Consider the following 20935-nt stretch of genomic DNA (forward strand, 5'->3'; position numbering starts at 1 on the left):
GCGCGAGGAGCGAGCCGGTTTTGCGAGACAGGGCTCAGCGCCAGTCGCGAACGAAGGCAGTTCTGTGAGCGTCCGCGCCGCGGAAACCGCGCCGTCCCGGACCGCCGCCGTCACACCGGTGGGCGCCGTCGCGGCGTGGCGGCTGCGCCGCTGGGTCCGTCGTCGCAGGCGGGCCGGGGGCGCCGAGGGTGCCTTCGGCACGGCGTACGTGGTGCTGCTGACCGTGCTTGTCGGCGGGGCGATGATCGGCGAGCCGCTGGTGGGGGAGTTCTGGCCGGACCAGCCGGTGCCCCCGACCGCGTTGCCGGCCGACCGGTCGGCCGCCCTGCTCACGCTGGTGCCGCTCCTGGCGTACGCGGTGCTGCGCCGGATCGGGCCGGTCTCGATCGGCCGGGCGGACCTCGCGTGGTTGTTTCCGGCACCGGTGGCCCGGCGTGGCCTGCTGCTGCCGGGAGTGCTGGGGATGCTCGCCGGCATGGGGGTGCTCGGCGCCGTCGGTGGTCTGCTGCTGGTGGGCCGGGTGGCGCCGCGCCCGGTCGAGGTGGCCGCCGTGCTCTCCTGGTCGCTGGCCGGCGTCGGCCTGGGCTGGGTGGTCGGTCTGGTCGCGACGGTCGCTCAGCGGTATGGCCGGCCGGGCCGCCTCGTCGACGCGGCGGTGCTGCTGGCGGCGATTCCGCCGACCGCCGTGGCGGCGGGACTGTGGCGGCCCGGCCCGGGGTTGCCGGACGCCGTTGTCGCCGGTCTGATCCGGCCGGGCGCGGCCGTCCTGATGGCGGGACTGCTCCTGGCCGGGGCGGTGGCCGGGTTGTCGGCCCTCGTCGGGTGGCTGCTCGGGCGGTTTCCCGGGCACCTGGTGGTCGAGGCCGCGACGGTTCGCGGTGGTTATCTCGACGCCACCATCGCGGCGGAGCCGGGATTTCTGGCCGAGCAGGAGCAGCGACGCTACTGGCAGCGCCGCCACATGCGTTCGGTCCGGCTGCGCCGGCTGCCGCGCTGGCTGCTGCCCGTCCAGCACGACCTGCTGGTGCTGCGCCGTCGCCCGGTGCGGCTCGCCGCGCTGGCCCTGGCCGCCAGTACGCCGGCCGTCGCGTTCGCCGGACCGTGGTGGCTGCCGGCCCTCGTGGTCGCGCTTGGCGCGTTGCTGGTGGCCGGGACGACCACCGACGCGGTCCGGCAGGACAGCGCCCAGCCGGCGCTGCTGCGCCTGCTCGGGCTCACCGCGCGGCAGGCGCTGGCCGGGCGTCTGGTCGTACCGACGTTGCTGGCCGGCGGCTGGGCGGTGCTGGCACTGGCGTTCGCGGGCCGGTTCGGTGACCTGCGACCGGGGCCGTGGTGGGCGCTGGGCGTGGCGCTGGCGCCGACAGTCGGGACGGCGGCGTTGCGCCGCGCCCGGGCCGGTTTCGTCCGGCACGACCTGGCGCACATCGACACACCGGCGGGTGCCCTGGCGACCGGTCCGCTGCTGTGGCTGCTGTCGGGCGTGGACCTGTTCGTGCTGTTCGGACTGCCGGCGTTGCTCGCGCTGCTCGGCGGGCTGACGCTGACCTGGATGGTGGTGATCGGGCAGGCGGTCGCGTCAGTGGTCTGCGCGGCCTGGTTCCTCCTCGACGCCGGCCGGCGGCGCTGACCACCCGCGGCCGGCCGTCCGGCCGCGGGCGCAGGCGGATGGTCGGCGGGCCGCGTCGGTGGTCTGCGCCGTGTCACCCGGTGGTCAGGTGAAGCACAGGACCACCGCGGCCGAGGCGAGCCCGATCAGTGCGGCGTTCGTGATGTTGCGCCCGATGTCGCGGGCGCGCAGGTGCATGGTGACGGCCACCGCGAAGTACGCCACAAGTGCCAGACAGGTCGCCAGGCCGAGGTAGGGGACCACCAGGCCGAGTAGCAGTCCGGCGCAGGCGGCCAGCTTCACCGGCGGCAGCAGCCGCCAGAAACGCCGGGGGAAGCCGACGTCGTCGAGGCAGCGCGCGACGAATCCGACCGGCTTGACGCACAGCAGCGCGTCGACCAGTTGGAGGGCGGCCAGGGCGAGCACCGGCCACACCGGGTCGGCCTGGATGGTCACCGCGACCACCGTCCGGCGGTGCGGTGTCGGCGGCGGTACGGGGTGGGCGTCACGGTCATCGGTCCCCTTGTTCGGCAGTGTTGTCGCGTCATGGACGGGACAGCGCCACCGGATGTGACAGGCGACGGCGCTTGACGGGAGCTATTCACTCAATGAATAGTGGAACCCATGTCCACCGCGCACGTGCTGCTCGGCCTGCTGGCCGCCGGTCCGCTGCACGGCTACCAGCTCAAGCGCGCTCACGACGAGCGGCTGCCGAGGGCCAAGCCGCTGCCCTACGGCCAGGTCTACGCGACCCTCGGCCGGCTCGAACGGGACGGTCTCGTGGAGCAGGCCGGCCAGGACCGCGCCGCCGGGCCCGACCGCACGTCCTACGGCATCACGGCGGCCGGACGGGAACGGGTGGCAGCCTGGCTCGGCGAGGTGGAGCCACCGGTCCCCTACGTCAGCAGCACGCTGCTCGCCAAGGTCGTGGTGGCGCTCCTGGTCGCCGACGTCGAGCACGCCCGGGGCTACCTGATTGCCCAGCGGCGGGCCCATACCGAACGGCTCCGGGAGCTGACCCGGATCATGACCGACCCGAACGCCAACCTCGGCGACGTCATCGCCGCCGACTTCGCCATCGTTCATCTCGACGCGGATCTGCGGTGGCTGGAAACCACCCTGGACCGGGTCGCCGACTGGCACCGGGAGGTGCGCGCATGACCCTGCTGCGAGCCCGAGGGGTGGTCCGCTCGTACGGGCTGACACCGGCCCTGCGCGGCGTGACCATGGAGGTGGCCGAGGGCGAGATCGTCGCGGTCACCGGCCCCAGCGGGTGTGGCAAGTCCACCCTGCTGCACTGCCTGGCCGGCATCCTGCGCCCGGACGCGGGCGAGGTGCACTACGGCGAGCACCGGATCGACACCTGGTCCGAGGCGGCCCGCTCCCGGCTCCGACGTACCGAGTTCGGGGTGTTGTTCCAGTTCGGGCAGATCGTGCCAGAGCTGACCGCGGCGGAGAACGTGGCGCTGCCGCTGCTGCTCGCCGGCACGGGGCGGCGAGAGGCGCGGACGGCGGCACTGACCTGGCTGGACCGGCTCGGCGTCGCTGATCTGGCGGACAAGCGCCCTGGCGAGATGTCCGGTGGCCAGCAACAGCGCTGCGCCGTGGCGCGGGCATTGATCACCGAGCCGCGGGTGCTGTTCGCCGACGAGCCGACCGGCGCGCTGGACACGCTCACCGGCGAGCAGGTGCTCGGCCAGCTCATCCGGGTGGCCCGTGACCAGCGGACCACGGTCCTGCTGGTCACCCACGAGCCACGGATCGCGGCGTACGCGGATCGCGAGATCGCGCTGCGCGACGGCCAGCTCGACCAGACCGGGCTGGGCCTCGGTGAGCCGCTGACGGGCCGGTTGCGGTGAGGCCGACCACCCTGGTCCGGCTCGCCCTGGCCGGCACCCGCACGGACGGCCTGCGGGTGCTGCTCACCGCGTTCAGCGCCCTGCTGGCGACGCTGGCGGCACTGGCCGCCGCCACCGTGCTGGCGATTCCCACCCCTGGCCCACCGGGTATGACCGGCAGCGATGCATGGTCCAAGCAGTACCGCAACGCGCTGCTGGCCGAACCCGGGCTGCGGCCCGGGGTGGCCATCACCATGCTGCTGCTGATGATCCCGATTCTGGCGCTGGCCGGCCAGTGCGCCCGGCTCGGCGCCCCGGCCCGGGACCGCCGGCTCGCCGCGATCCGGCTGGCCGGCGCGACACCCGGGCAGACCGTCCTGCTCGCCGTCGCCGAGGCCGGCCTGGCCAGCCTGTTCGGCTCCGCGGCCGGCCTGGCGACGTACCTGGTCGGCCGCCGGCTGCTCGACCGGCCGGGAGCGGACGGCAAGCTCGCCCTGCCGACCGACGTGCTGCCGCCGGCCTGGGTGCTGGCCGTCGTGGTGCTCGGCCTGCCGTTGCTCGCCGCCCTGGCGACCGCGATCCTGCTGCGCCGGGTGACGGTCAGCCCGTTCGGCACGGTCCGCTCCACCACCCGGACGAGGGCACCGGGATCGCTGCCGGGGATCCTGATCGTGCTCGGACTGGTCGTGATCGGGGCTGCCAAGCCGCTGTACGAGTGGTACGGACGGACCGATCGGGAACCGCCGGTCTGGCTGTTCGCCACCCTGCTGGCCGGCGGCAGCCTGCTGGCCATGCTCGGCGTGGTGACCGGGGCGGCCTGGATCTCGTACACCGTCGGGCGGCTGCTGCACCGGACGGCCCGGCGGCCGGCGGCGCTGCTCGCCGCGCGCCGGCTGCTCGCCGACCCCTGGTCCGGCAGCCGCACCTTCACCGCGCTGCTGGCCTGCCTCATCTTCGGTGCCGGGGCGGCGGCGTTCCGGGCCTACTTCGTCACCACCGACGAGGTGCGCGCCGAGATGCAGCGGCTCGACGCCGAGGCCAACGGGCTGCCGCCGGTGATGGTCGAGCCTGATCCGTTCTACGTGCAAACCATGGACCTCATCAACATCGCGGTCGTCGTCGCGATGATCATCGCGGCCGGCGGTCTGCTGGTCGCTGTCGCCGAGGGCATCGTGTCGCGGCGGCGCACCTACGCCGCCCTGGTCGCCACCGGTGTGCCACGCCGGACCCTCGGCCGGTCGATCGCCTGGCAGGTGCTCGCACCGGCGTTGCCGGCGATCCTGGTGGCGGTGACCGTGGGTCAGGTGCTGGGCCGCATGGCAGGTGGCGACCGGGTGACCGAGCGGACCGGGAGTTGTGACCCGGCGGTGTCCGGACCGGTGTGCCAGGACCCCGAGAAGGCATGGCAGCACACCCGCTGGACCGAGGTCAGCCGGGTGGTGGACGTGCCGCTGGAGCAACTGGCGCTGCTGGGCGGCGGCGCGCTCGCCGCGGTCCTCGCCACCGTGGCCATCGGCCTGCTCTTCCTGCGCGCCAGCACCACCATCGAGGAACTGCGCGTCGGCTGAGCGAGGAAGGGCCGCTGGCAAAGGACCCTCCCGCGCGGTGGCACGATTGCGGGATGGATCTCGTAACGCTCGATGACGTGCGGGGGGCGGCCGACGCCATCGCCGGCCGGGTCGTCCGCACCCCGTTGCTGCCCTGCCGGTGGGACGACCGGCTCTACCTCAAGCCGGAGAGCCTGCAACCCGTCGGCTCGTTCAAGCTGCGCGGCGCGACGAACGCGATCAGCCGGCTCACCGCCGAGCAGCGCGCGCGGGGAGTGGTCACGCACTCCTCTGGCAACCACGGGCAGGCGCTCGCCTGGGCGGCCGCCGCGGCCGGCATTCCGTGCGTCGTGGTGATCCCCGAGGGCGCGCCGGCAATCAAGATCGAGCAGGTCCGGCGGCTCGGGGCCGAGGTGATCCTGGTGGACCACGCCCGCCGGCTGGCCGAGGCCGAGCGGGTCGTCGCCCGGACCGGGGCCACCCTCGTCCCTCCGTACGACGATCGCCGGATCATCGCCGGGCAGGGCACCATCGGCCTGGAGATCGTCGCCGACCTGCCGGACCTCGCGGTGGTGCTGGTGCCAGTGGGCGGCGGCGGGCTGGCCTCGGGCGTCTCCACCGCCGTCAAGGCGCTCCGGCCGGAGGTAACCGTGATCGGGGTCGAGCCGGACCTGGCCGCCGACGCGCACGCCTCGCTCACGGCCGGCGAACTGGTGATCTGGGAGCCCGAACTGACCTATCGGACCAGCGCCGACGGTCTGCGCACCAACCTGTCCGAACTCACCCTCGCCCACCTGCGAGAACGGCTGGACGGCATCGTGACGGTGACCGAGGACGAGATCCGGGAGGCCCTGGCCCGGCTGGCCCGGGACAGCCGCCTCGTGGTGGAGCCCAGCGGCGCGGTGGCTCCCGCCGCCGCGCTGTTCCGCGCCGCCGACCTGCCGACCGGCCCCACCGTGGCCGTGGTGACCGGCGGCAACATCGAGCCCGCCCGGCTGACCGAGGCGCTGACGGCTCCTCTGACGGCTCCTCTGACAGCTCCTCCGGCGGGTTGATCAAGAGGTTCGCGTCGGATTCTCGCGGAAATCTGACGCGAACCTCTTGATCAACCCCAGGGGGGCGGCCCCGGGGGGCGGCCCCGGGGGGCGGGGAGCGGGGGGCGGGGGGTTAGTTTGTTAGGTGGAAGCGGTCGAGGATCCAGGCGATCACGAACGCCTCCTCACGCCAGGTGTCGTACCGGCCGCTCGGCCCGCCGTGCCCCGCCTCCATCTCGGTCTTGAGCAGGTACTGCCCCTCGGGGGCGACCGCGCGCAGCCGGGCGATCCACTTCGCCGGCTCGTGATACAGCACGCGGGTGTCGTTCAGGCTGGTCACCGCCAGGATTGCCGGGTAACGCACGGCACGCACGTTCTCGTACGGCGAGTAGGACCTCATGTAGGCGTAGACCTCCGGGTCGGCGAGCGGGTTGCCCCACTCCTCCCACTCGGTCACCGTGAGCGGTAGCGACGGGTCCAGCACCGAGGTCAGCGGGTCGACGAACGGCACCTCGGCCACGATGCCGGCGAACGCGTCCGGGGCCAGGTTCGCGACCGCGCCCATCAGCAGGCCGCCGGCCGAACCGCCCCGCGCCACCAACCGGTCCGTCGCGGTCCAGCCGGACGTGCTCAGGTGCCGGGCCACGGCCACGAAGTCGGTGAAGGTGTTCTTCTTCGCCAGCAGTTTGCCCTCGTCGTACCACCGCCGGCCCAGTTCGCCGCCGCCCCGCACGTGCGCCACGGCGAACACCACCCCGCGATCCAACATGGACAGACGCGGGACCGAGAACCACGGGTCGAGGCTCGTCTCGTACGAGCCGTAGCCGTAGAGCACACAGGGCGCGGAGCCGTCCCGGGGCGTACCCGCCTTGCAGACCAGGGAGATCGGGATGCGGCTGCCGTCCTCGGCCAGCGCCCAGTCACGGTGCTGTTCGTAGTCGGTCGGGTCGAACGCGCGCCCGTCCGGGCCGGCCAGCACCGGCCTGCGCTTGCGCAGCAGCAGATCCCGCGTCACCAGGTCGAAGTCGTAGACCGAGTCCGGGGTGACGAGTGAGGCGTAGTGCAGCCGTACCGTGTCGGTCCGGTACTCGGGGTTGCTGTCCAGCCCGACAGAGTAGATCGGCTCCGGGAAGTCGATGTCGTACGAGTCGGTGCTGCCGACGGGCAGCACCCGGAGCCCGGTCAGCCCGGCCGTACGCAACGAGACGACCAGATGGTTGGCGAACGCGTCGACGGACTCCAACCGGGTGCCGGGTGTGTGCTCGATCAACGGAATCCAGTCGCCGGGTGCGTCGGCCGGCGTCCAGGCCAGGGCGAAGTCCTCGGCACCGTCGTTGTGCAGGATCAGGAAACGCCCCGGGTCGGTGGGGTCGGCATGGTGCTCGACCGAGTATTCGATGCCCTGTCGCCGGGGCGCGACGATCGCCGGCTCGCCGGTCGGGTCGCTCGCCGGGATGACCCGGACCTCGCTCGTCACCTTGCTGTGGATGTCGACGACGATGAACTTCTCGGAGCGGCTCAGCGAGACCCCGACCCAGAACCGCTCGTCGTCCTCCTGGAAGACCACGACGTCCTCGGCGGCCGGCGAGCCGACGCGGTGCCGCCACACCCGGTGCGGCCGCCACGCCTCGTCCACGGTCAGGTAGAACAGCGTCGTGCCGTCGGCCGACCAGGCGGTGCCGTAGAAGGTGTCCGGCACCTCGTCGGCCAGCCGCTCACCACTGGCCAGATCCTTGATCCGGAGCGTGAACCGCTCGTCTCCGGCGAAGTCGGTGGAGTAGGCGAGCCAGCGGCCGTCCGGGCTGACGTCGAACGCGCCGATCGCGAAGAACTCGTGTCCCTCGGCCAGCGCGTTGCCGTCGAGCAGGATCTCCTCGTCGGCCGGCGGGCCGGCGTCGGCGGTGGCCGGCGGCTCGGTCTCCCCCTCGGCCACCGGACGGCGACAGTGGATGCCGTACTGCTGGCCCTCCACCGTGCGGGTGTAGTACCAGTGACGCCCCTTGCGGGTCGGCACCGTCAGGTCGGTCTCCAGGGTGCGTTGACGGGTCTCGGTGAACAGCTTCTCCCGCAGGCCCGCGAGGTGGGCCGTGTGCGCCTCGGTGTGGGCGTTCTCCGCGTTGAGATAGGCCAGGGTGTCCGGGTCGTCCTTCGCGGCCAGCCAGGCGTAGTCGTCGACCACCGTGTCGCCGTGGTGGCTGCGTTCGGTGGGGATCCGCTTGGCGGCCGGCACGGTCGGCGTCTGCGTCGTCACGCCGCTCACGTTACCGCTCGCCGTAGCGTGTCGAATTGGTCACCCTCTTGCCACGCATTCGAACATCTGTACGATAGCCGAGTGGGGGATGTGACGGGTGTGGGAAACCGATCGGGGTCGGCCGGCGTCGGCCGGCGGCTGGCCGACATATGCGGCGCCGACTTCGCCCGACCGGCGGGGGCCGCTGACGAGGTGGCGGGCCAGCCGGCACGCTGGGTCGCGCTGCCGGGTTCGCCCCGCGCGGTGGGCGACATCCTTCGCCTCGCCGCCGAGTACGACCTCTCCGTGGTCCCGCGCGGCGCCGGGACCAAGTTGGACTGGGGCGCTCCGCCCGCGCAGCTCGACATCCTGCTGGACACCGGCCGGCTCGCCGGGGTCTGGCACCGGTCGACCGGCGAGCTGACCGCCGAGGTGGGGGCCGGCACGCCGGTCCGTGCTGTCCAGGCGGTGCTCGAGCGATCCGGCCAGCGGCTGGCCATCGATGTCCCGTCCGAGGGCGCAACGGTCGGGGGCGTGGTCGCGGCCGACGAGTCCGGTCCGTTGCGGCACCGGCACGGGTCGTCCTGCGCCCAGGTCACCGAGGTGAGCTACGTCGACGCTGGCGGAGCGCTCAACCGGATCGGCGGACGGTCGGCCAGCCCGGACGCTCGTCGCGAGCTGGCCGCTCTGCTCTGCGGTTCGCACGGCGCTCTGGGGGTGCTGGTCTCGGCCACGCTCCGGGTGCAGGCCGTGCCGGCCAGCCGACTCTGGGTGACCCGGTCGGTCTGGACGCCATTGGAGATGCACGACCTGGTCGGCGAGATCCTGTCCGGGTCGATCGCACCGGCCGCGATCGAGATCGACCTGCCGGGTGGCCAGCAGTACGCGTCCTGGCGGGTCGCCGGTGCCGCCGACGGCTCATGGCAGGGCAGCGGCCACCCGGCGGGAACCGGTCGGCCCCGGCCCTCCGGCCCCCGCGGTCCGGGCACCCTGGCCGTACTGATCGAGGGCGGCCCCTCCGACGTCGCGGAACGGGTGGGCCGGCTCGGCCGCCTGCTGGGCGGCGACGCCAGGACGTCCGCCGCACCACCGGCCTGGTGGCGCCAGTATCCGTTCGGGCCGGCCGACATCGCCCTCCGCATCGAGGTGCCGATCGGTGATCTGCACGCCGCCGTCTACGCGCTCCGTGACGCCGCCGGCACTCCGCTGCCGGTCCGAGGATCGGCCGGGCTCGGTGTGGTGCACGCGGCGTTGCCGGCCACCACGCCACCCGACCGAGTGGCTGGCATCCTGACGGCGGTGCGCGCGGTCCTACTGGCTCGTGCCGGCCGGTGTGTGGTGGTGGCAGCGCCGCCGCCGGTCCGCCGCTCCGTCGACCTGTGGGGAGACAGGTCGGATCTGTCGCTGCTCCGTCGGGTGAAGGAGCAGTTCGATCCGGACCATCGGCTGGCACCCGGCCGCTTTCCGGGCGGGCTCTGACGGGTCAGGACCCGGCACGCGGGTCGACACGCGATCGCGAGCGACATCGTTGCGTCGCTGACCTACCGTCACAGGGACAACACGTGACGTGCGAGGAGCCGCAGATGGCGATGCCGGTCCGCCGCGTCCTGCCGGTCGCCCGACGTGCGGCGGCGGGTCGGCGAAGTGTCCTCACCCACCTCGACCCGGTGGCCGTCGTCGGCATCCTGCTGTCCATCGCACTGTCGATCGCCCTCGATCTCAGTGGCGCCGCGTCCGGAGTGGAGTCGCTGCTGGCCGGGTTGATGGGGACCACCATCTCGCTGCTGATCGACTCGATCGCCCGGGCCGAGCGGCGCTTCCACCTGCGGGCTCTCGTGCAGGGACCGCCGTGGCTCCCCACGTCGGTCACGTCGATCGCCGAGGGCGCCCGTGCGGCGGTGGAAACCTATCCGGGCACGCCGGTCGCGGCGGAGGCGCGACGCCGGTGCGAACTCCTGGTCGCCGAAATGGACCAGGTCCGGGCGGGTCGGATCATCCGGCCCGGCGCGGACAGCCAGGACCTCTTCGCGGGCACGCGGGCTGTGGTTTCCCGGCTGGACGCCGTGACCAATGTGCTGCCCCGGGCCAGTGGCGAGCTGAGCTGGTGGCGAAGCGGAACCGGGCGCGATTACTGGAAGACCAATCTGGCGGCACTGGCCCGTGGCGCGGAAATCAACCGAATCTTTCTCTTCGCCGCGATGACCGACGAGTTGCGATCCCTCCTCGACGAGCAGCGGGATGCCGGCGTCCGGGTGTTCCTGCTGGAGCGCGGACCGGCCACCACGGAACTGCACGTGAACCTCGCCATCTGGGATTCTGCCCAGGCCTGGGAGAGCCGTTTCGGCGCCGACGGGGAGATCCGGGAGAACCGGTTCACCGTCAACCACGCCGATCTTCGCCGGTTGCGAGACGCCTTCGGCACCTGCCTGTCGCTGGCCCGCCGGCTCGACTGAACGGGTCGACGTGACGCTGCTCGGGGTGTTGCTGGTGACAGCGGTGGTCTGGGCGGTCAGCGTCATCCGGTCGACCGCGTGGCGGGCCTTCGTCTACAGCCTCCCGCTGCCGATGACGGTCGCCCTCATGGCCACGGGTGTCCCGGTGGACGGGGCTCAGGTGCTCGGGGTGGGGGCGCTCAACCTGTTCTTCGTCACGGTGGCGGTGACCCATGACCGCCTCCGCTGGCACATCGCGACCGCCGACGCGGGCGGCATCGGCGCATACCTCGCGGTGAGCTGGCTGATCCTGCGCGCCGGCCCGGTGCCGTTCTGGCCGGCGGTGGCCGCGATGGCGGGGCTATGGGCGATTGCCATGCTGGTGTCGCCCCGGAACCCGGCGCCGGGCGGCGCGGCTCCGGTCCACGTGCCGCCGGGCATTGCGGCTCCGGGCCCACCGGGGTCGGACCGTCCCGCCCGCCGGAGCGGCCTGCCCCTACCGGCCAAGCCGTTCGTGATCCTGGTCGGCGCGTTACTGACCATGCTGTTGGGCCAGGCGTTGCGCGGGATGGTGGTCACCTTCCCGTATGCGGGTGTGCTCACCGCCGTGGAGGCCCGGCACGACCTTCCGGCGTTCACCCGCCACCTCGCCCGCAACAGCCTGGCCCTCGTCGGGTTTCTCGCCGGCTACCAGAGCCTTCAACACCGGTCGCCGCTGGTCGCGGTCGCCGCCGGTTGGCTGGCGTTCGGCGCCCTGGCCGTCACGCAGCTCGCCGCCGACCGGCTGCGCGGTGGTGCGGGCATGGTGCGGCGTGAGTCAGTCGGCACGTCTTGACCGTGCTACTACGTCATGCGTCGCTACGTGCGACGTAGTAGGGGACGTGGACGGATCAGCTGGTCTTGCGCACCGGCATCCGTCCGGGACCGCTACGGCGGCATCGCCGACGCGATCAAAGGGCTGCCTGCCCTGCTCACCGTTTGCACCGCCGCATCTCCACCGGCACGAGGCAGCGTCATCTTCACCGGCACGGGGAAGCGTCGACCCCGGGGTGGCCGGTCAGCGGGCGTCGTTGCGCAGCACCAGGATGGCGATGTCGTCCCGCGGCGATTCCACCGAGAAGCCGATCGCGGTCGACCGGAGCCGGGCGGCGAGCACGTCGGCGGAGTAGCCCGCCAGCGGTGCGGCGGCGTCCCGGAGCCGTTCGATGCCGAACAGTTCCCGGCCGCGTCGCCGTTCGGTCACCCCGTCGGTGTAGAAGACCAGGGCGTCACCGGGCCCCAGCGGCACCTCCGCGACCGGCGACTCGATGGTGTCCAGCAGGCCCAGCGCCGTACCGCCGGTGCCCACGAAGGCCGCCCGGCCGTCTCCCCGGACCAGGACCGGCCGGTCGTGCCCGGCCAGGTGCAACGAGACGTCCAATTTCCCGTCACCGGCCTGGTCGACCGCCGCCAGGGCGAGCGTGCAGTACCGGCCGCCCCCGCGTTCCACCAGGGTCTCGTTCAGCCGGGCGAGCGCCTCGGGCAGCGGTCGGCCGTCGCCGACCAGCACCCGGATCACGTCGCGGACGAGACCGGTCACCGCGGCGGCCTGCACTCCCTTGCCGGAGACGTCACCGATGACCACTAGCCACCGGCCGTCCGGCAGCGGGACCACGTCGTAGAAGTCGCCGCCCACGTCGGCCACGTCACCGGTCGGTACGTACTCGGCCGCGAAACCGATGCCGTCCACCACCGGCAACACCGGCGGTAGCAGCGACTGCTGCAACGTCTGCGCGACCCGCCGGCGCTCGGCGTGGATGCGGGCGTTCTCGATGGCCAGCGCCGCCCGTCGGGCGACGTCCTCCAGCACACCGACCTCGTCCGGGTCGTGCCGGTGACGTTGGTGCCGGCCCACGGCCAGGGTGCCGAGCCGCTGCCCGCGCGCCACCAGCGGGACCGCGATGCCGTCCATCGGCGCGCTGATCGGCAGTTGGATACCCAACCGGATCGCTTCGCGCAGGGTGGCCTGCACCGAGTCCGGGCCGGATTCCCCCAGCAACTTGTGCAGGTCGGGCAGGAGCGCCTCGTCGGCGTGAGTGACGGAGGCAAGGCGGAGTCGACCCCACTCGTCCGTGATGTGCACCGCGCACCACTGCCCCAGCCGCGGAACCACCAACTGCGGCACGAGCGCCATGGTCAGGTCGACATCCAGCGACTGGGCGAGCAGCTCGCTCGCCTCGGCGAGGAAGGTGAGCCAGGTCTGCCGGCGCAGGTCGATCCGGCGCAACCGGTCGTTCTCCAGGTGCAGCGAGAGTCGCTCGGCCACCAGCGAGGCGAGCGGCTCCGCGTATCCGGAAGGGGCCACGTCGAGTTCCAGCTCGCCCTGGTACGGCCGGTTCACCGCGAGCGGCACGCGGAGCTGGTCATCCTCCGGCCGGGGTGGCCGGCCATAGCGGGCGAGCACCTGGGCGCCCGCGCCGTCGCCACGGTCCAGCCGGACGCTGCCACCGGCCGCCCCCACCATCTCGGCCACGCTGGCCAGCAGGTTCGCGGCGAAGTCGGGCAACGGGTCGTCGGCGTACGAGTCGGGTGCGATGTGCATGAGGGTGCCCATCGCGCCAGCGCTCGGCACGGGCATCGGGGTGCCGCCACCGATCGGCGGTGGCCCGGCCACGGGCAGCGAGACGGCGGGGCGGGTCTTGCGGTCGAGGTGGAACCAGACGCCCTTGCCGGTGGGCATGTGAGTGGTGCCCCACCGGCTGGCGAAGTGATCGACCAGCAGCAGTCCCCGGCCCCGTTCCGAGACCTGCGAGATGTCGACGCTGTCGTTGCGTGGCCGCGCGGTGACGTCGTCGATCGGACCTGCCGCGAAGTCCGAGACCAGCACGTTGAGGCCGGTCTGGTCGGCGACCACCTCGATGTCCAACTCGGTGCGCGCGTGTTCGACCGCGTTTGTGGTCAGCTCCGTGGTGAGCAGGAGCGCCTCGTTGAGCAACTCGTCCAGGTGCGCCTCGGTCAACACCGATCGGACCAGGGCCCGGGCGGTGGCCGGGGTGCGCCGGTCGGCGGGCAGCCGGACGCGCCGGACGTGCCCGTCCGGGATGCCCGGTGCGCTCGGTTCCGCTGCCACGCCTCGTATCCTCCACCGACCGGCGCCGAGTTCCAACCCGTGCACCCCACGGGCGTGCCCGGCCCGGATCCGGGGCTCCACCGCTTGGAGTGCGGCACGCCATTGGCATCGCGCTGCTCCCGGCACAATGATGGGGGCTGGCCGGACGACGAGAGGGCTGGTCGGCCGGGTCGGCGCCACGGACCGATCCGCCTCCGGCGGAGCTGAGCGAGGGATCATGACCACGGCGAACGAACTGGCCGCTGGCGCGGCGTCCGACGAGGCGGCCGTGCTCGGGGAGATCACGGACGCGCTGCGCCGGGTCCGACGGGGCGACCTCAAGGTGCGACTGTCCCGGCGGTCGGGTGCCGCCGGCGCGGCGGTGGACGCGTTCAATGACGTGGTGGCGCTCCAGGAGCGCCAGCACCTGGACGTACGGCGGATCGCCCGGACGGTGGGTCGGGACGGCCGGCTCACCGAGCGGCTGGACGAGGAGGGCCTCGACGGTGCGTGGGCGGAGGGCAACCGGGCGATCAACTCGTTGGTCGACGACCTGGGCCGGCCGACCACCGAGATCGCTCGGGTGATCAACGCGGTCGCCAATGGTGACCTCTCTCAGCACATGGCGCTGGAGATCGACGACCGGCCACTGCGCGGCCAGTACCTGCGGATCGGCCGCACGGTGAACACGATGGTGGATCAGTTGTCGTCGTTCGCCGACGAGGTGACGCGGGTGGCCCGGGAGGTGGGCATTGAGGGCGAGTTGGGCGGTCAGGCGCAGGTCCGGGGGGTCTCCGGCACCTGGCGGGAGCTGACCGACTCGGTCAACACGATGGCCTCCAACCTGACGCACCAGGTGCGGTCCATCTCGCAGGTGTCGACGGCGGTGGCCAAGGGGGACCTGTCCCAGAAGATCACCGTGTCCGCCAAGGGCGAGGTGGCCGAACTGGCGCACACGATCAACTCGCTCACCGACACGCTGCGCCTGTTTGCCGAGCAGGTGACCCGGGTGGCCCGCGAGGTCGGCACCGAGGGCAAGCTGGGCGGCCAGGCGGAGGTGCCCAACGTCGCCGGCACCTGGAAGGACCTCACGGACAGCGTCAACTCGATGGCGTCGAACCTGACCGCACAGGTCCGCAATATCGCCCAGGTCTCCACGGCCGTGGCGAACGGCGACCTCAGTCAGAAGATCACGGTCGCGGCACAGGGCGAGATCCTGGAACTCAAGGACACCGTCAACACGATGGTGGATCAGTTGTCGTCGTTCGCCGACGAGGTGACCCGGGTGGCCCGCGAGGTGGGCATCGAGGGCAAGTTGGGCGGTCAGGCGCAGGTCCGCGGTCTGTCCGGCACCTGGCGGGACCTCACCGAGAACGTCAACCAGCTCGCCGGCAACCTCACCTCCCAGGTACGCAACATCTCGCAGGTCTCCACGGCGGTGGCGAAGGGCGACCTGTCGCAGAAGATCACGGTGGATGCCCGGGGTGAGATCCTGGAGTTGAAGTCGACGGTGAACACGATGGTGGATCAGTTGTCGTCGTTCGCCGACGAGGTGACCCGGGTGGCCCGCGAGGTGGGTACCGAGGGCAAGTTGGGTGGTCAGGCGCAGGTGCGCGGGGTGGCGGGCACCTGGCGGGACCTGACCGACAACGTGAACTCGATGGCGTCGAACCTGACCGCCCAGGTACGCAACATCGCGTCGGTGACCACGGCGGTGGCGAAGGGCGACCTGTCGCAGAAGATCACGGTGGATGCCCGGGGTGAGATCCTGGAGTTGAAGTCGACGGTGAACACGATGGTGGATCAGTTGTCGTCGTTCGCCGACGAGGTGACCCGGGTGGCCCGCGAGGTGGGTACCGAGGGCAAGTTGGGTGGTCAGGCGCAGGTGCGCGGGGTGGCGGGCACCTGGCGGGACCTGACCGACAACGTGAACTCGATGGCGTCGAACCTGACCTCGCAGGTGCGCAACATCGCCCAGGTCTCCACGGCGGTGGCGAAGGGTGACCTGTCGCAGAAGATCACGGTCGACGCGCAGGGCGAGATCCTGGAGTTGAAGAATACCGTCAACACGATGGTGGATCAGTTGTCGTCGTTCGCCGACGAGGTGACCCGGGTGGCCCGCGAGGTCGGCACCGAGGGCAAGCTCGGCGGTCAGGCGCAGGTGAAGGGGGTCTCCGGCACCTGGCGGGACCTGACCGACAACGTGAACTCGATGGGCTCGAACCTGACCTCGCAGGTGCGCAACATCGCGTCGGTGACCACGGCGGTGGCGAAGGGTGACCTGTCGCAGAAGATCACGGTCGACGCGCAGGGCGAGATCCTGGAGTTGAAGAACACCGTCAACACGATGGTGGATCAGTTGTCGTCGTTCGCCACCGAGGTGACCCGGGTCGGCCGCGAGGTCGGCATCGAGGGCAAGCTCGGTGGTCAGGCGCGGGTGAAGGGGGTCTCCGGCACCTGGAAGGACCTCACCGAGAACGTCAATCAGCTCGCCTCCACCCTGACCACCCAGCTCCGGGCGATCGCGCAGGTGTCCACGGCGGTGACCCGTGGCGACCTCACCCAGGCGATCGCCGTCGCGGCGCAAGGCGAGATCGCGGAGCTGAAGGACAACATCAACCAGATGATCGTCACCCTGCGGGAGACGACCAAGAAGAACGCCGAGCAGGGCTGGCTGGACTCGAACCTCGCCCGCATCGGTGACCTGCTGCAGGGCCAGCGGGACCTCGGCGAGGTGTGCCGCATGATCATGATGGAGGTGACCCCGCTCGTCGACGCGCAGCTCGGCGCGTTCTTCCTGGCCGACCAGTCCGACGCGACGACCCGGCTGCGGCTCACCGCCTCGTACGGCTACGTCGCCCGCGACCACGGCGTCACCTTCGCACCGGGGGAAGGGCTCGTCGGGCAGACCGCGCTGTCCCGGCGGACCATCCGGGTGCGGGCCGTCCCCGAGGGGCGGCTCACCGTCCGGTCGGGGCTCGCCCAGACCCCGCCCGCCGACCTGGTCGTGCTGCCCGTGCTGTTCGAGGGGGAACTGCTCGGCGTCATCGAGTTCGCCAGCGTGGCCACCTTCTCCGAGTTGCATCTGGCCTTCCTGGAGCGGCTCGTGCTCACCATCGGTGTTGCGGTGAACACCATCCAGGCCAACCGGCGTACGGAGGAACTGCTCGCCCAGTCGCAGCGGCTGGCGCACGAGTTGCAGGAGCAGTCGGCCGAGTTGCAGCGTACAAACGCCGAGTTGGAGGACAAGGCGCAGTTGCTGTCCGAGCAGAAGGGCAACATCGAAACCAAGAACCGCGAGATCGAGATGGCCCGGATCGGGTTGGAGGAGAAGGCCCAGCAGCTCAGCCGCGCCTCGGCGTACAAGTCGGAGTTCCTGGCGAACATGAGCCACGAGCTGCGGACGCCGCTGAACTCGCTGCTGCTGCTGGCCAGGTTGCTGGCGGACAATCCGGAACAGAACCTGACCGAGAAGCAGATCGAGTTCGCCCGCACCATCCACAGCGCCGGGTCGGATCTGCTGTCGCTTATCGATGACATCCTCGACCTCTCGAAGATCGAAGCCGGCCGGATGGACGTGGAGCCGACGGAGGTGCGCTTCGCCGACATCCAGAGCTACGTCGACCAGGCGTTCGCTCCGCAGACCGAACAGAAGGGCCTGGATCTTCAGGTACGGGTGTCCCGCGACCTGCCCGAGGCGATTGTCACCGACGCGCAGCGGCTCCAGCAGATCCTGCGCAACCTGGTCTCCAACGCGGTGAAGTTCACCGACAACGGCGCGGTGACCTTGCGCATCGGTCCGGCTCCGGTGGGCATGTACTTCGATGTGCCGGCACTCGCCGCGGCTCGGCAGGTGGTCGCCTTCGACGTGATCGATACCGGGATCGGCATCCCGGACGACAAGCTGGACCTGATCTTCGAGGCGTTCCAGCAGGCGGACGGGACGACCAGCCGCCGGTACGGAGGGACGGGGCTCGGGCTGTCCATCAGTCGCGACCTGGCCCAACTGATCGGTGGCACCATCGCCGTATCGTCAGCGCCCGGCCAGGGGTCGACGTTCACCCTCTTCGTACCCGATGTGCTGGCGCCCGATTCGGTGATGCCGCCGCTGCCTGCCCCGCAGGCTCCCGCGTCGCGCGGCCCGGCGCTGGGTGCGACGTCGCCCGCGCTGCGGACCCCAGCGGCGGCCGAGCCGGTCGTCACGCCGGCGTCCCGGCAGCTCGACGGCGCCACCGTGCTCATCGTCGACGACGACGTCCGCAACGTCTTCGCCCTGACCAGCGCCCTGGAGCTGCACGGCATGACGGTGCTCTACTCGGACAACGGCGGCGATGGTGTCCGGCTGCTCGCCGAGCATCCCGAGGTGGACATCGTGTTGATGGACGCGATGATGCCCGACCAGGACGGCTACGAGACGACCCGGACGATCCGGCGCAATCACCGGTTCACCGATCTGCCGGTGGTGTTCCTGACGGCCAAGGCGATGCCGGGTGACCGGGAGTCGGCCCTGGCGGCCGGTGCCAGCGACTACATCACCAAGCCGGTCGACCTGGACGAATTGATCGGGCTGATGGCCAGCTGGGTGTCGGGTGATGGACGGAGACTCGGCGAGTGACGGGACAGAAGACGAGCGACAGACCGACGGCCAGTGCCGAACGGGCGACGAGGTGAGCGCGAGGAGTGAACCGGGTTCGCGAGCCCCGCACTCGCGAGCGGCAGGCGGGTGCGGTGCGGGGCGACCGGGTGACCGGGCGGACGGGGAGCGGACGTGAGTGACATGGCCAAGGCGTTGCTGGTGGACGACCGGCGGGAGAACCTGATGGCCCTGGAGGCGATCCTGCAGGGGCTTCCGGTGACTCCGGTCGCCGTGGAAAGCGGCGAGGCGGCGCTCAAGCAGCTGCTTGTCGACGATTTCGCGGTGATCCTGCTCGACGCGCAGATGCCCGACATGGACGGCTTCGAGACCGCCAGCCACATCAAGCGTCGGGAACGGACCCGGCACATCCCGATCATCTTTCTCACCGCGGCCGACCGGGATGCCCAGTTGGCGCTGCGCGGCTATGCGGTGGGCGCGGTGGACTACCTGACCAAGCCGTTCGACCCGTGGGTGCTGCGGGCCAAGGTCTCCGTGTTCGTCGAGCTGTGGGAGAAGAACCGCCAGCTCGGGGCTCAGTCGCAAATCGCCCGGGAACGGGAGAAGCGGCTCCGGGAGCTGGCCGCCCTGGTGGATGCCGCTACCACGGCCCTGCGTTCGGCCGACCCGGAAGCCCGCGAACGCGCGGCGGAACTGCTGGAACAGGCCCGCCGCGCGGCCCAGTGACCGGTCGGCCGGCGGCACGCCCGTGGGCCGTCCGCCAGCCTGGGCGGGCGGACGCCGCGCTGGTCAGGCCGAGCGATGCCGCCCGTCAACCGTCGGCACGCTCGTGGACCGGGGCGGGCACGCGGCCAGTCCGGCTCAACCGCCCGTGGCGGGGGATGGGGTGGGGCATCTTGTCGTCCGGTAGCCGGAACACGGATCTGCCCCGCCGGGCACCGGGGATCGGACGCTTGACGGCGGGGACAGCTCGCGCCGGGTGAGCCCGGAGAAGGCCGCGGCGTCGCCGTTGAACACGTCTCCGTCCACTCCGCCAGCGACGCCGGACACGTTCTCGTTGTTCGTGTACTGCCAGATCGTCCAGCTGGTCCAGCCCGCGGGCATGGTGCCGGGCGAGGTGTTGTAGCGAGCCACGAACAGCGGCTGAGAGCCGAAGGCGGTCGAGTTGGCGGTGCACGGGTTCCACCAGTTGACGTTGGTGTAGATCATGGTGGGCTGACCGGTCCGCCGGCGTACCTGATCGACGAACTCGCTGATCCAGGCGACCATCGCGTTCGGTGTGAGCTTGTAACAGGGGTCCAGGGCGCCGCCCTCCCACGGCCACTCGATGTCCAGCATCGGTGGCAGCATCGAGTCGATCTGCGCCGGCTCCTGCCGGCCGGTGGGATAGCCGCCGAGGTCGATGAGCCGGTCCGCCTGACCGCGCGGATTGCCCTCCTCCGGCCGGGCGTAGTGGTAGCCGCCGAACTTGATGCCGGCCGCCCGCGCCGCGGTTCGGTTCGCCGCGTACCTCGGGTCGGCGTAGTCCATCCCCTCGCTCACCTTGGCGTACGCGAATTTCCGGCCGGAGGCGGCCACCTGCGACCAGTTGATCGTGCCTTGCCAGTGGGAGACGTCGATGCCGCTTATCGGGTAACCCGGCGGGGGAGCGGCCACGGCCTCCCGCGCCCGGCCGGCAGAGGTCCCGGCGGTGGCCAGGACGATCAGCACGGCGGCGCCGAGCGCTCTCCACCTCATCGGGTCTCCTCACGGTCGTGCCCCGGACGGCGTCGGTCCGGATGGCTTGCTGCGGCGGTACTGGGGTGAACGACAACCGGCTGGCTGGCCGTTACAGTGTCGCGACGGTCGGGCGCGGTATCGACGGGGGTCGGCGATGACGAGACTGGTACGGACGGCAACGGCGCTCATCGCCGTCGGCATCCTAACCGCAGGCTGCGGATCGCGGGGGGACCAGAGCGCGTGGACCAATTCACCCGCCTCGCCCAGTTCCGGCGGGACGGTCGTCGAGGGCTCGGGGACCAACGGTGAGCCGGGCGAGGGCGGGATGGGTCCGGCGCCGCTTCGGCCAGGTGACCCGCCGAACTGCCGTGCCGACGCGTTGCGGGCCGCTTTCGCCGTCACCGGGGGCGGGATGGGCAAGCGCTTCGGGACCATCCAGATCACCAACAGGTCGACCGCGCCATGCTCGCTCTCGGGGCCGGTGAACCTGGCCTTGGCCGAGGCATCCGGCCGGCCTGTCCCGAGCCGGGTGCAGCACCGGGCGCGGGGAGAGCGGATCACCGTACCGCCCGGGGCGTCAGCCTGGCTGGTGCTGTCCTGGACGGTGATCCCTGGTGAGGGGGAGAGCGGGATGCCCTGTCAGCCGGCGGCCGCGTCGGTCGCGATCACCGTCCCGGACGCCGGCGGACCGGTGACCACGACGTTCACCGCTGGCCCGGTGTGCAACCAGGGCGCGATGAGCGTGGCGGCACCCACCCTCACCCGCCCGACGGCCTGACCGTCCCGGCCGCGATGCCGACCCGATCGACCATCTCCACCGACCATGCGGCCAGTGTCGATCAGCTTC

General features: G+C 71.7%; 15 protein-coding genes. 11 read left to right on the plus strand and 4 right to left on the minus strand.

Going from position 1 to position 20935, the window contains the following annotated elements; all coding sequences use genetic code 11:
* Positions 1-64: 64 nt before the first annotated feature.
* Positions 65-1627: a DUF6297 family protein gene (locus tag ACFQUZ_RS22955; RefSeq protein ID WP_377445746.1), complete on the plus strand. Its 1563-nt coding sequence runs from the start codon at positions 65-67 to the stop codon at positions 1625-1627.
* 84 nt (positions 1628-1711) lie between these two features.
* On the opposite strand, the gene ACFQUZ_RS22960 is transcribed toward ACFQUZ_RS22955, so the two are convergent.
* Positions 1712-2062: a DoxX family protein gene (locus ACFQUZ_RS22960; protein WP_377445748.1), complete on the minus strand. Its 351-nt coding sequence runs from the start codon at positions 2060-2062 to the stop codon at positions 1712-1714.
* 168 nt (positions 2063-2230) lie between these two features.
* Between ACFQUZ_RS22960 and ACFQUZ_RS22965 the strand changes: the two genes are divergently transcribed.
* The 4 genes from ACFQUZ_RS22965 to ACFQUZ_RS22980 are packed head-to-tail and all read left to right on the plus strand — an operon-like array spanning position 2231 to position 6046.
* Complete coding sequence (locus tag ACFQUZ_RS22965) at positions 2231-2767, plus strand: PadR family transcriptional regulator (RefSeq protein WP_377445750.1); 537 nt, start codon at positions 2231-2233, stop codon at positions 2765-2767.
* Entirely contained in the window at positions 2764-3465 is a 702-nt protein-coding gene (locus ACFQUZ_RS22970; RefSeq protein ID WP_377445752.1) for an ABC transporter ATP-binding protein, read from the plus strand. The genes ACFQUZ_RS22965 and ACFQUZ_RS22970 overlap by 4 nt, the downstream gene beginning before the upstream one ends.
* Positions 3462-5012, plus strand: coding sequence for an ABC transporter permease (locus ACFQUZ_RS22975; protein ID WP_377445754.1), 1551 nt, complete (start codon positions 3462-3464; stop codon positions 5010-5012). The genes ACFQUZ_RS22970 and ACFQUZ_RS22975 overlap by 4 nt, the downstream gene beginning before the upstream one ends.
* Positions 5013-5065: 53 nt before the next feature.
* Positions 5066-6046, plus strand: a complete 981-nt coding sequence (locus ACFQUZ_RS22980; RefSeq protein WP_377445756.1) for a threonine/serine dehydratase — start codon at positions 5066-5068, stop codon at positions 6044-6046.
* 112 nt (positions 6047-6158) lie between these two features.
* On the opposite strand, the gene ACFQUZ_RS22985 is transcribed toward ACFQUZ_RS22980, so the two are convergent.
* Positions 6159-8276 (minus strand): S9 family peptidase, encoded by a 2118-nt coding sequence (locus ACFQUZ_RS22985; protein WP_377445758.1) that lies wholly within the window; start codon positions 8274-8276, stop codon positions 6159-6161.
* Positions 8277-8357: 81 nt separating this feature from the next.
* Between ACFQUZ_RS22985 and ACFQUZ_RS22990 the strand changes: the two genes are divergently transcribed.
* The 3 genes from ACFQUZ_RS22990 to ACFQUZ_RS23000 all read left to right on the plus strand — a co-directional run bounded on the left by ACFQUZ_RS22990 (position 8358) and on the right by ACFQUZ_RS23000 (position 11522).
* Entirely contained in the window at positions 8358-9734 is a 1377-nt protein-coding gene (locus ACFQUZ_RS22990; RefSeq protein WP_377445760.1) for an FAD-binding protein, read from the plus strand.
* A gap of 104 nt (positions 9735-9838) precedes the next feature.
* Complete coding sequence (locus tag ACFQUZ_RS22995; RefSeq protein ID WP_377445762.1) at positions 9839-10708, plus strand: hypothetical protein; 870 nt, start codon at positions 9839-9841, stop codon at positions 10706-10708.
* 10 nt (positions 10709-10718) lie between these two features.
* Complete coding sequence (locus tag ACFQUZ_RS23000; RefSeq protein WP_377445764.1) at positions 10719-11522, plus strand: hypothetical protein; 804 nt, start codon at positions 10719-10721, stop codon at positions 11520-11522.
* Positions 11523-11744: 222 nt separating this feature from the next.
* Here the strand turns inward: ACFQUZ_RS23000 and ACFQUZ_RS23005 are convergent, their stop codons facing one another.
* Positions 11745-13796 (minus strand): SpoIIE family protein phosphatase, encoded by a 2052-nt coding sequence (locus tag ACFQUZ_RS23005; protein ID WP_377445765.1) that lies wholly within the window; start codon positions 13794-13796, stop codon positions 11745-11747.
* A 217-nt stretch (positions 13797-14013) separates the two neighbouring features.
* Here ACFQUZ_RS23005 and ACFQUZ_RS23010 point away from each other — a divergent pair, with 217 nt between their 5' ends.
* Both ACFQUZ_RS23010 and ACFQUZ_RS23015 read left to right on the plus strand, forming a co-directional pair.
* Entirely contained in the window at positions 14014-18390 is a 4377-nt protein-coding gene (locus ACFQUZ_RS23010; RefSeq protein ID WP_377445766.1) for a HAMP domain-containing protein, read from the plus strand.
* A gap of 153 nt (positions 18391-18543) precedes the next feature.
* Positions 18544-19095, plus strand: a complete 552-nt coding sequence (locus ACFQUZ_RS23015; protein ID WP_377445768.1) for a two-component system response regulator — start codon at positions 18544-18546, stop codon at positions 19093-19095.
* Positions 19096-19230: 135 nt separating this feature from the next.
* Here the strand turns inward: ACFQUZ_RS23015 and ACFQUZ_RS23020 are convergent, their stop codons facing one another.
* Complete coding sequence (locus ACFQUZ_RS23020; protein ID WP_377445769.1) at positions 19231-20106, minus strand: glycoside hydrolase family 25 protein; 876 nt, start codon at positions 20104-20106, stop codon at positions 19231-19233.
* Between the two features lie 136 nt (positions 20107-20242).
* Between ACFQUZ_RS23020 and ACFQUZ_RS23025 the strand changes: the two genes are divergently transcribed.
* A complete protein-coding gene (locus ACFQUZ_RS23025) occupies positions 20243-20866 on the plus strand; it encodes a DUF4232 domain-containing protein (protein WP_377445770.1) in 624 nt (207 codons plus the stop codon).
* Positions 20867-20935 lie beyond the last annotated feature (69 nt).

Origin of the sequence: Plantactinospora sp. GCM10030261 (assembly GCF_042666615.1) — a bacterium.
Lineage (GTDB): Bacteria > Actinomycetota > Actinomycetes > Mycobacteriales > Micromonosporaceae > KBS50.

Excerpts from the sequence above, each read along its gene's own strand:
- ACFQUZ_RS23025 (WP_377445770.1), top strand. The coding sequence starts at position 20,243 with ATGACGAGACTGGTACGGACGGCAACGGCGCTCATCGCCGTCGGCATC.
- ACFQUZ_RS22970 (WP_377445752.1), top strand. The coding sequence starts at position 2,764 with ATGACCCTGCTGCGAGCCCGAGGGGTGGTCCGCTCGTACGGGCTGACA.
- ACFQUZ_RS22965 (WP_377445750.1), top strand. The coding sequence starts at position 2,231 with ATGTCCACCGCGCACGTGCTGCTCGGCCTGCTGGCCGCCGGTCCGCTG.
- ACFQUZ_RS22995 (WP_377445762.1), top strand. The coding sequence starts at position 9,839 with ATGGCGATGCCGGTCCGCCGCGTCCTGCCGGTCGCCCGACGTGCGGCG.
- ACFQUZ_RS23020 (WP_377445769.1), bottom strand. The coding sequence starts at position 20,106 with ATGAGGTGGAGAGCGCTCGGCGCCGCCGTGCTGATCGTCCTGGCCACC.
- ACFQUZ_RS23010 (WP_377445766.1), top strand. The coding sequence starts at position 14,014 with ATGACCACGGCGAACGAACTGGCCGCTGGCGCGGCGTCCGACGAGGCG.
- ACFQUZ_RS22980 (WP_377445756.1), top strand. The coding sequence starts at position 5,066 with ATGGATCTCGTAACGCTCGATGACGTGCGGGGGGCGGCCGACGCCATC.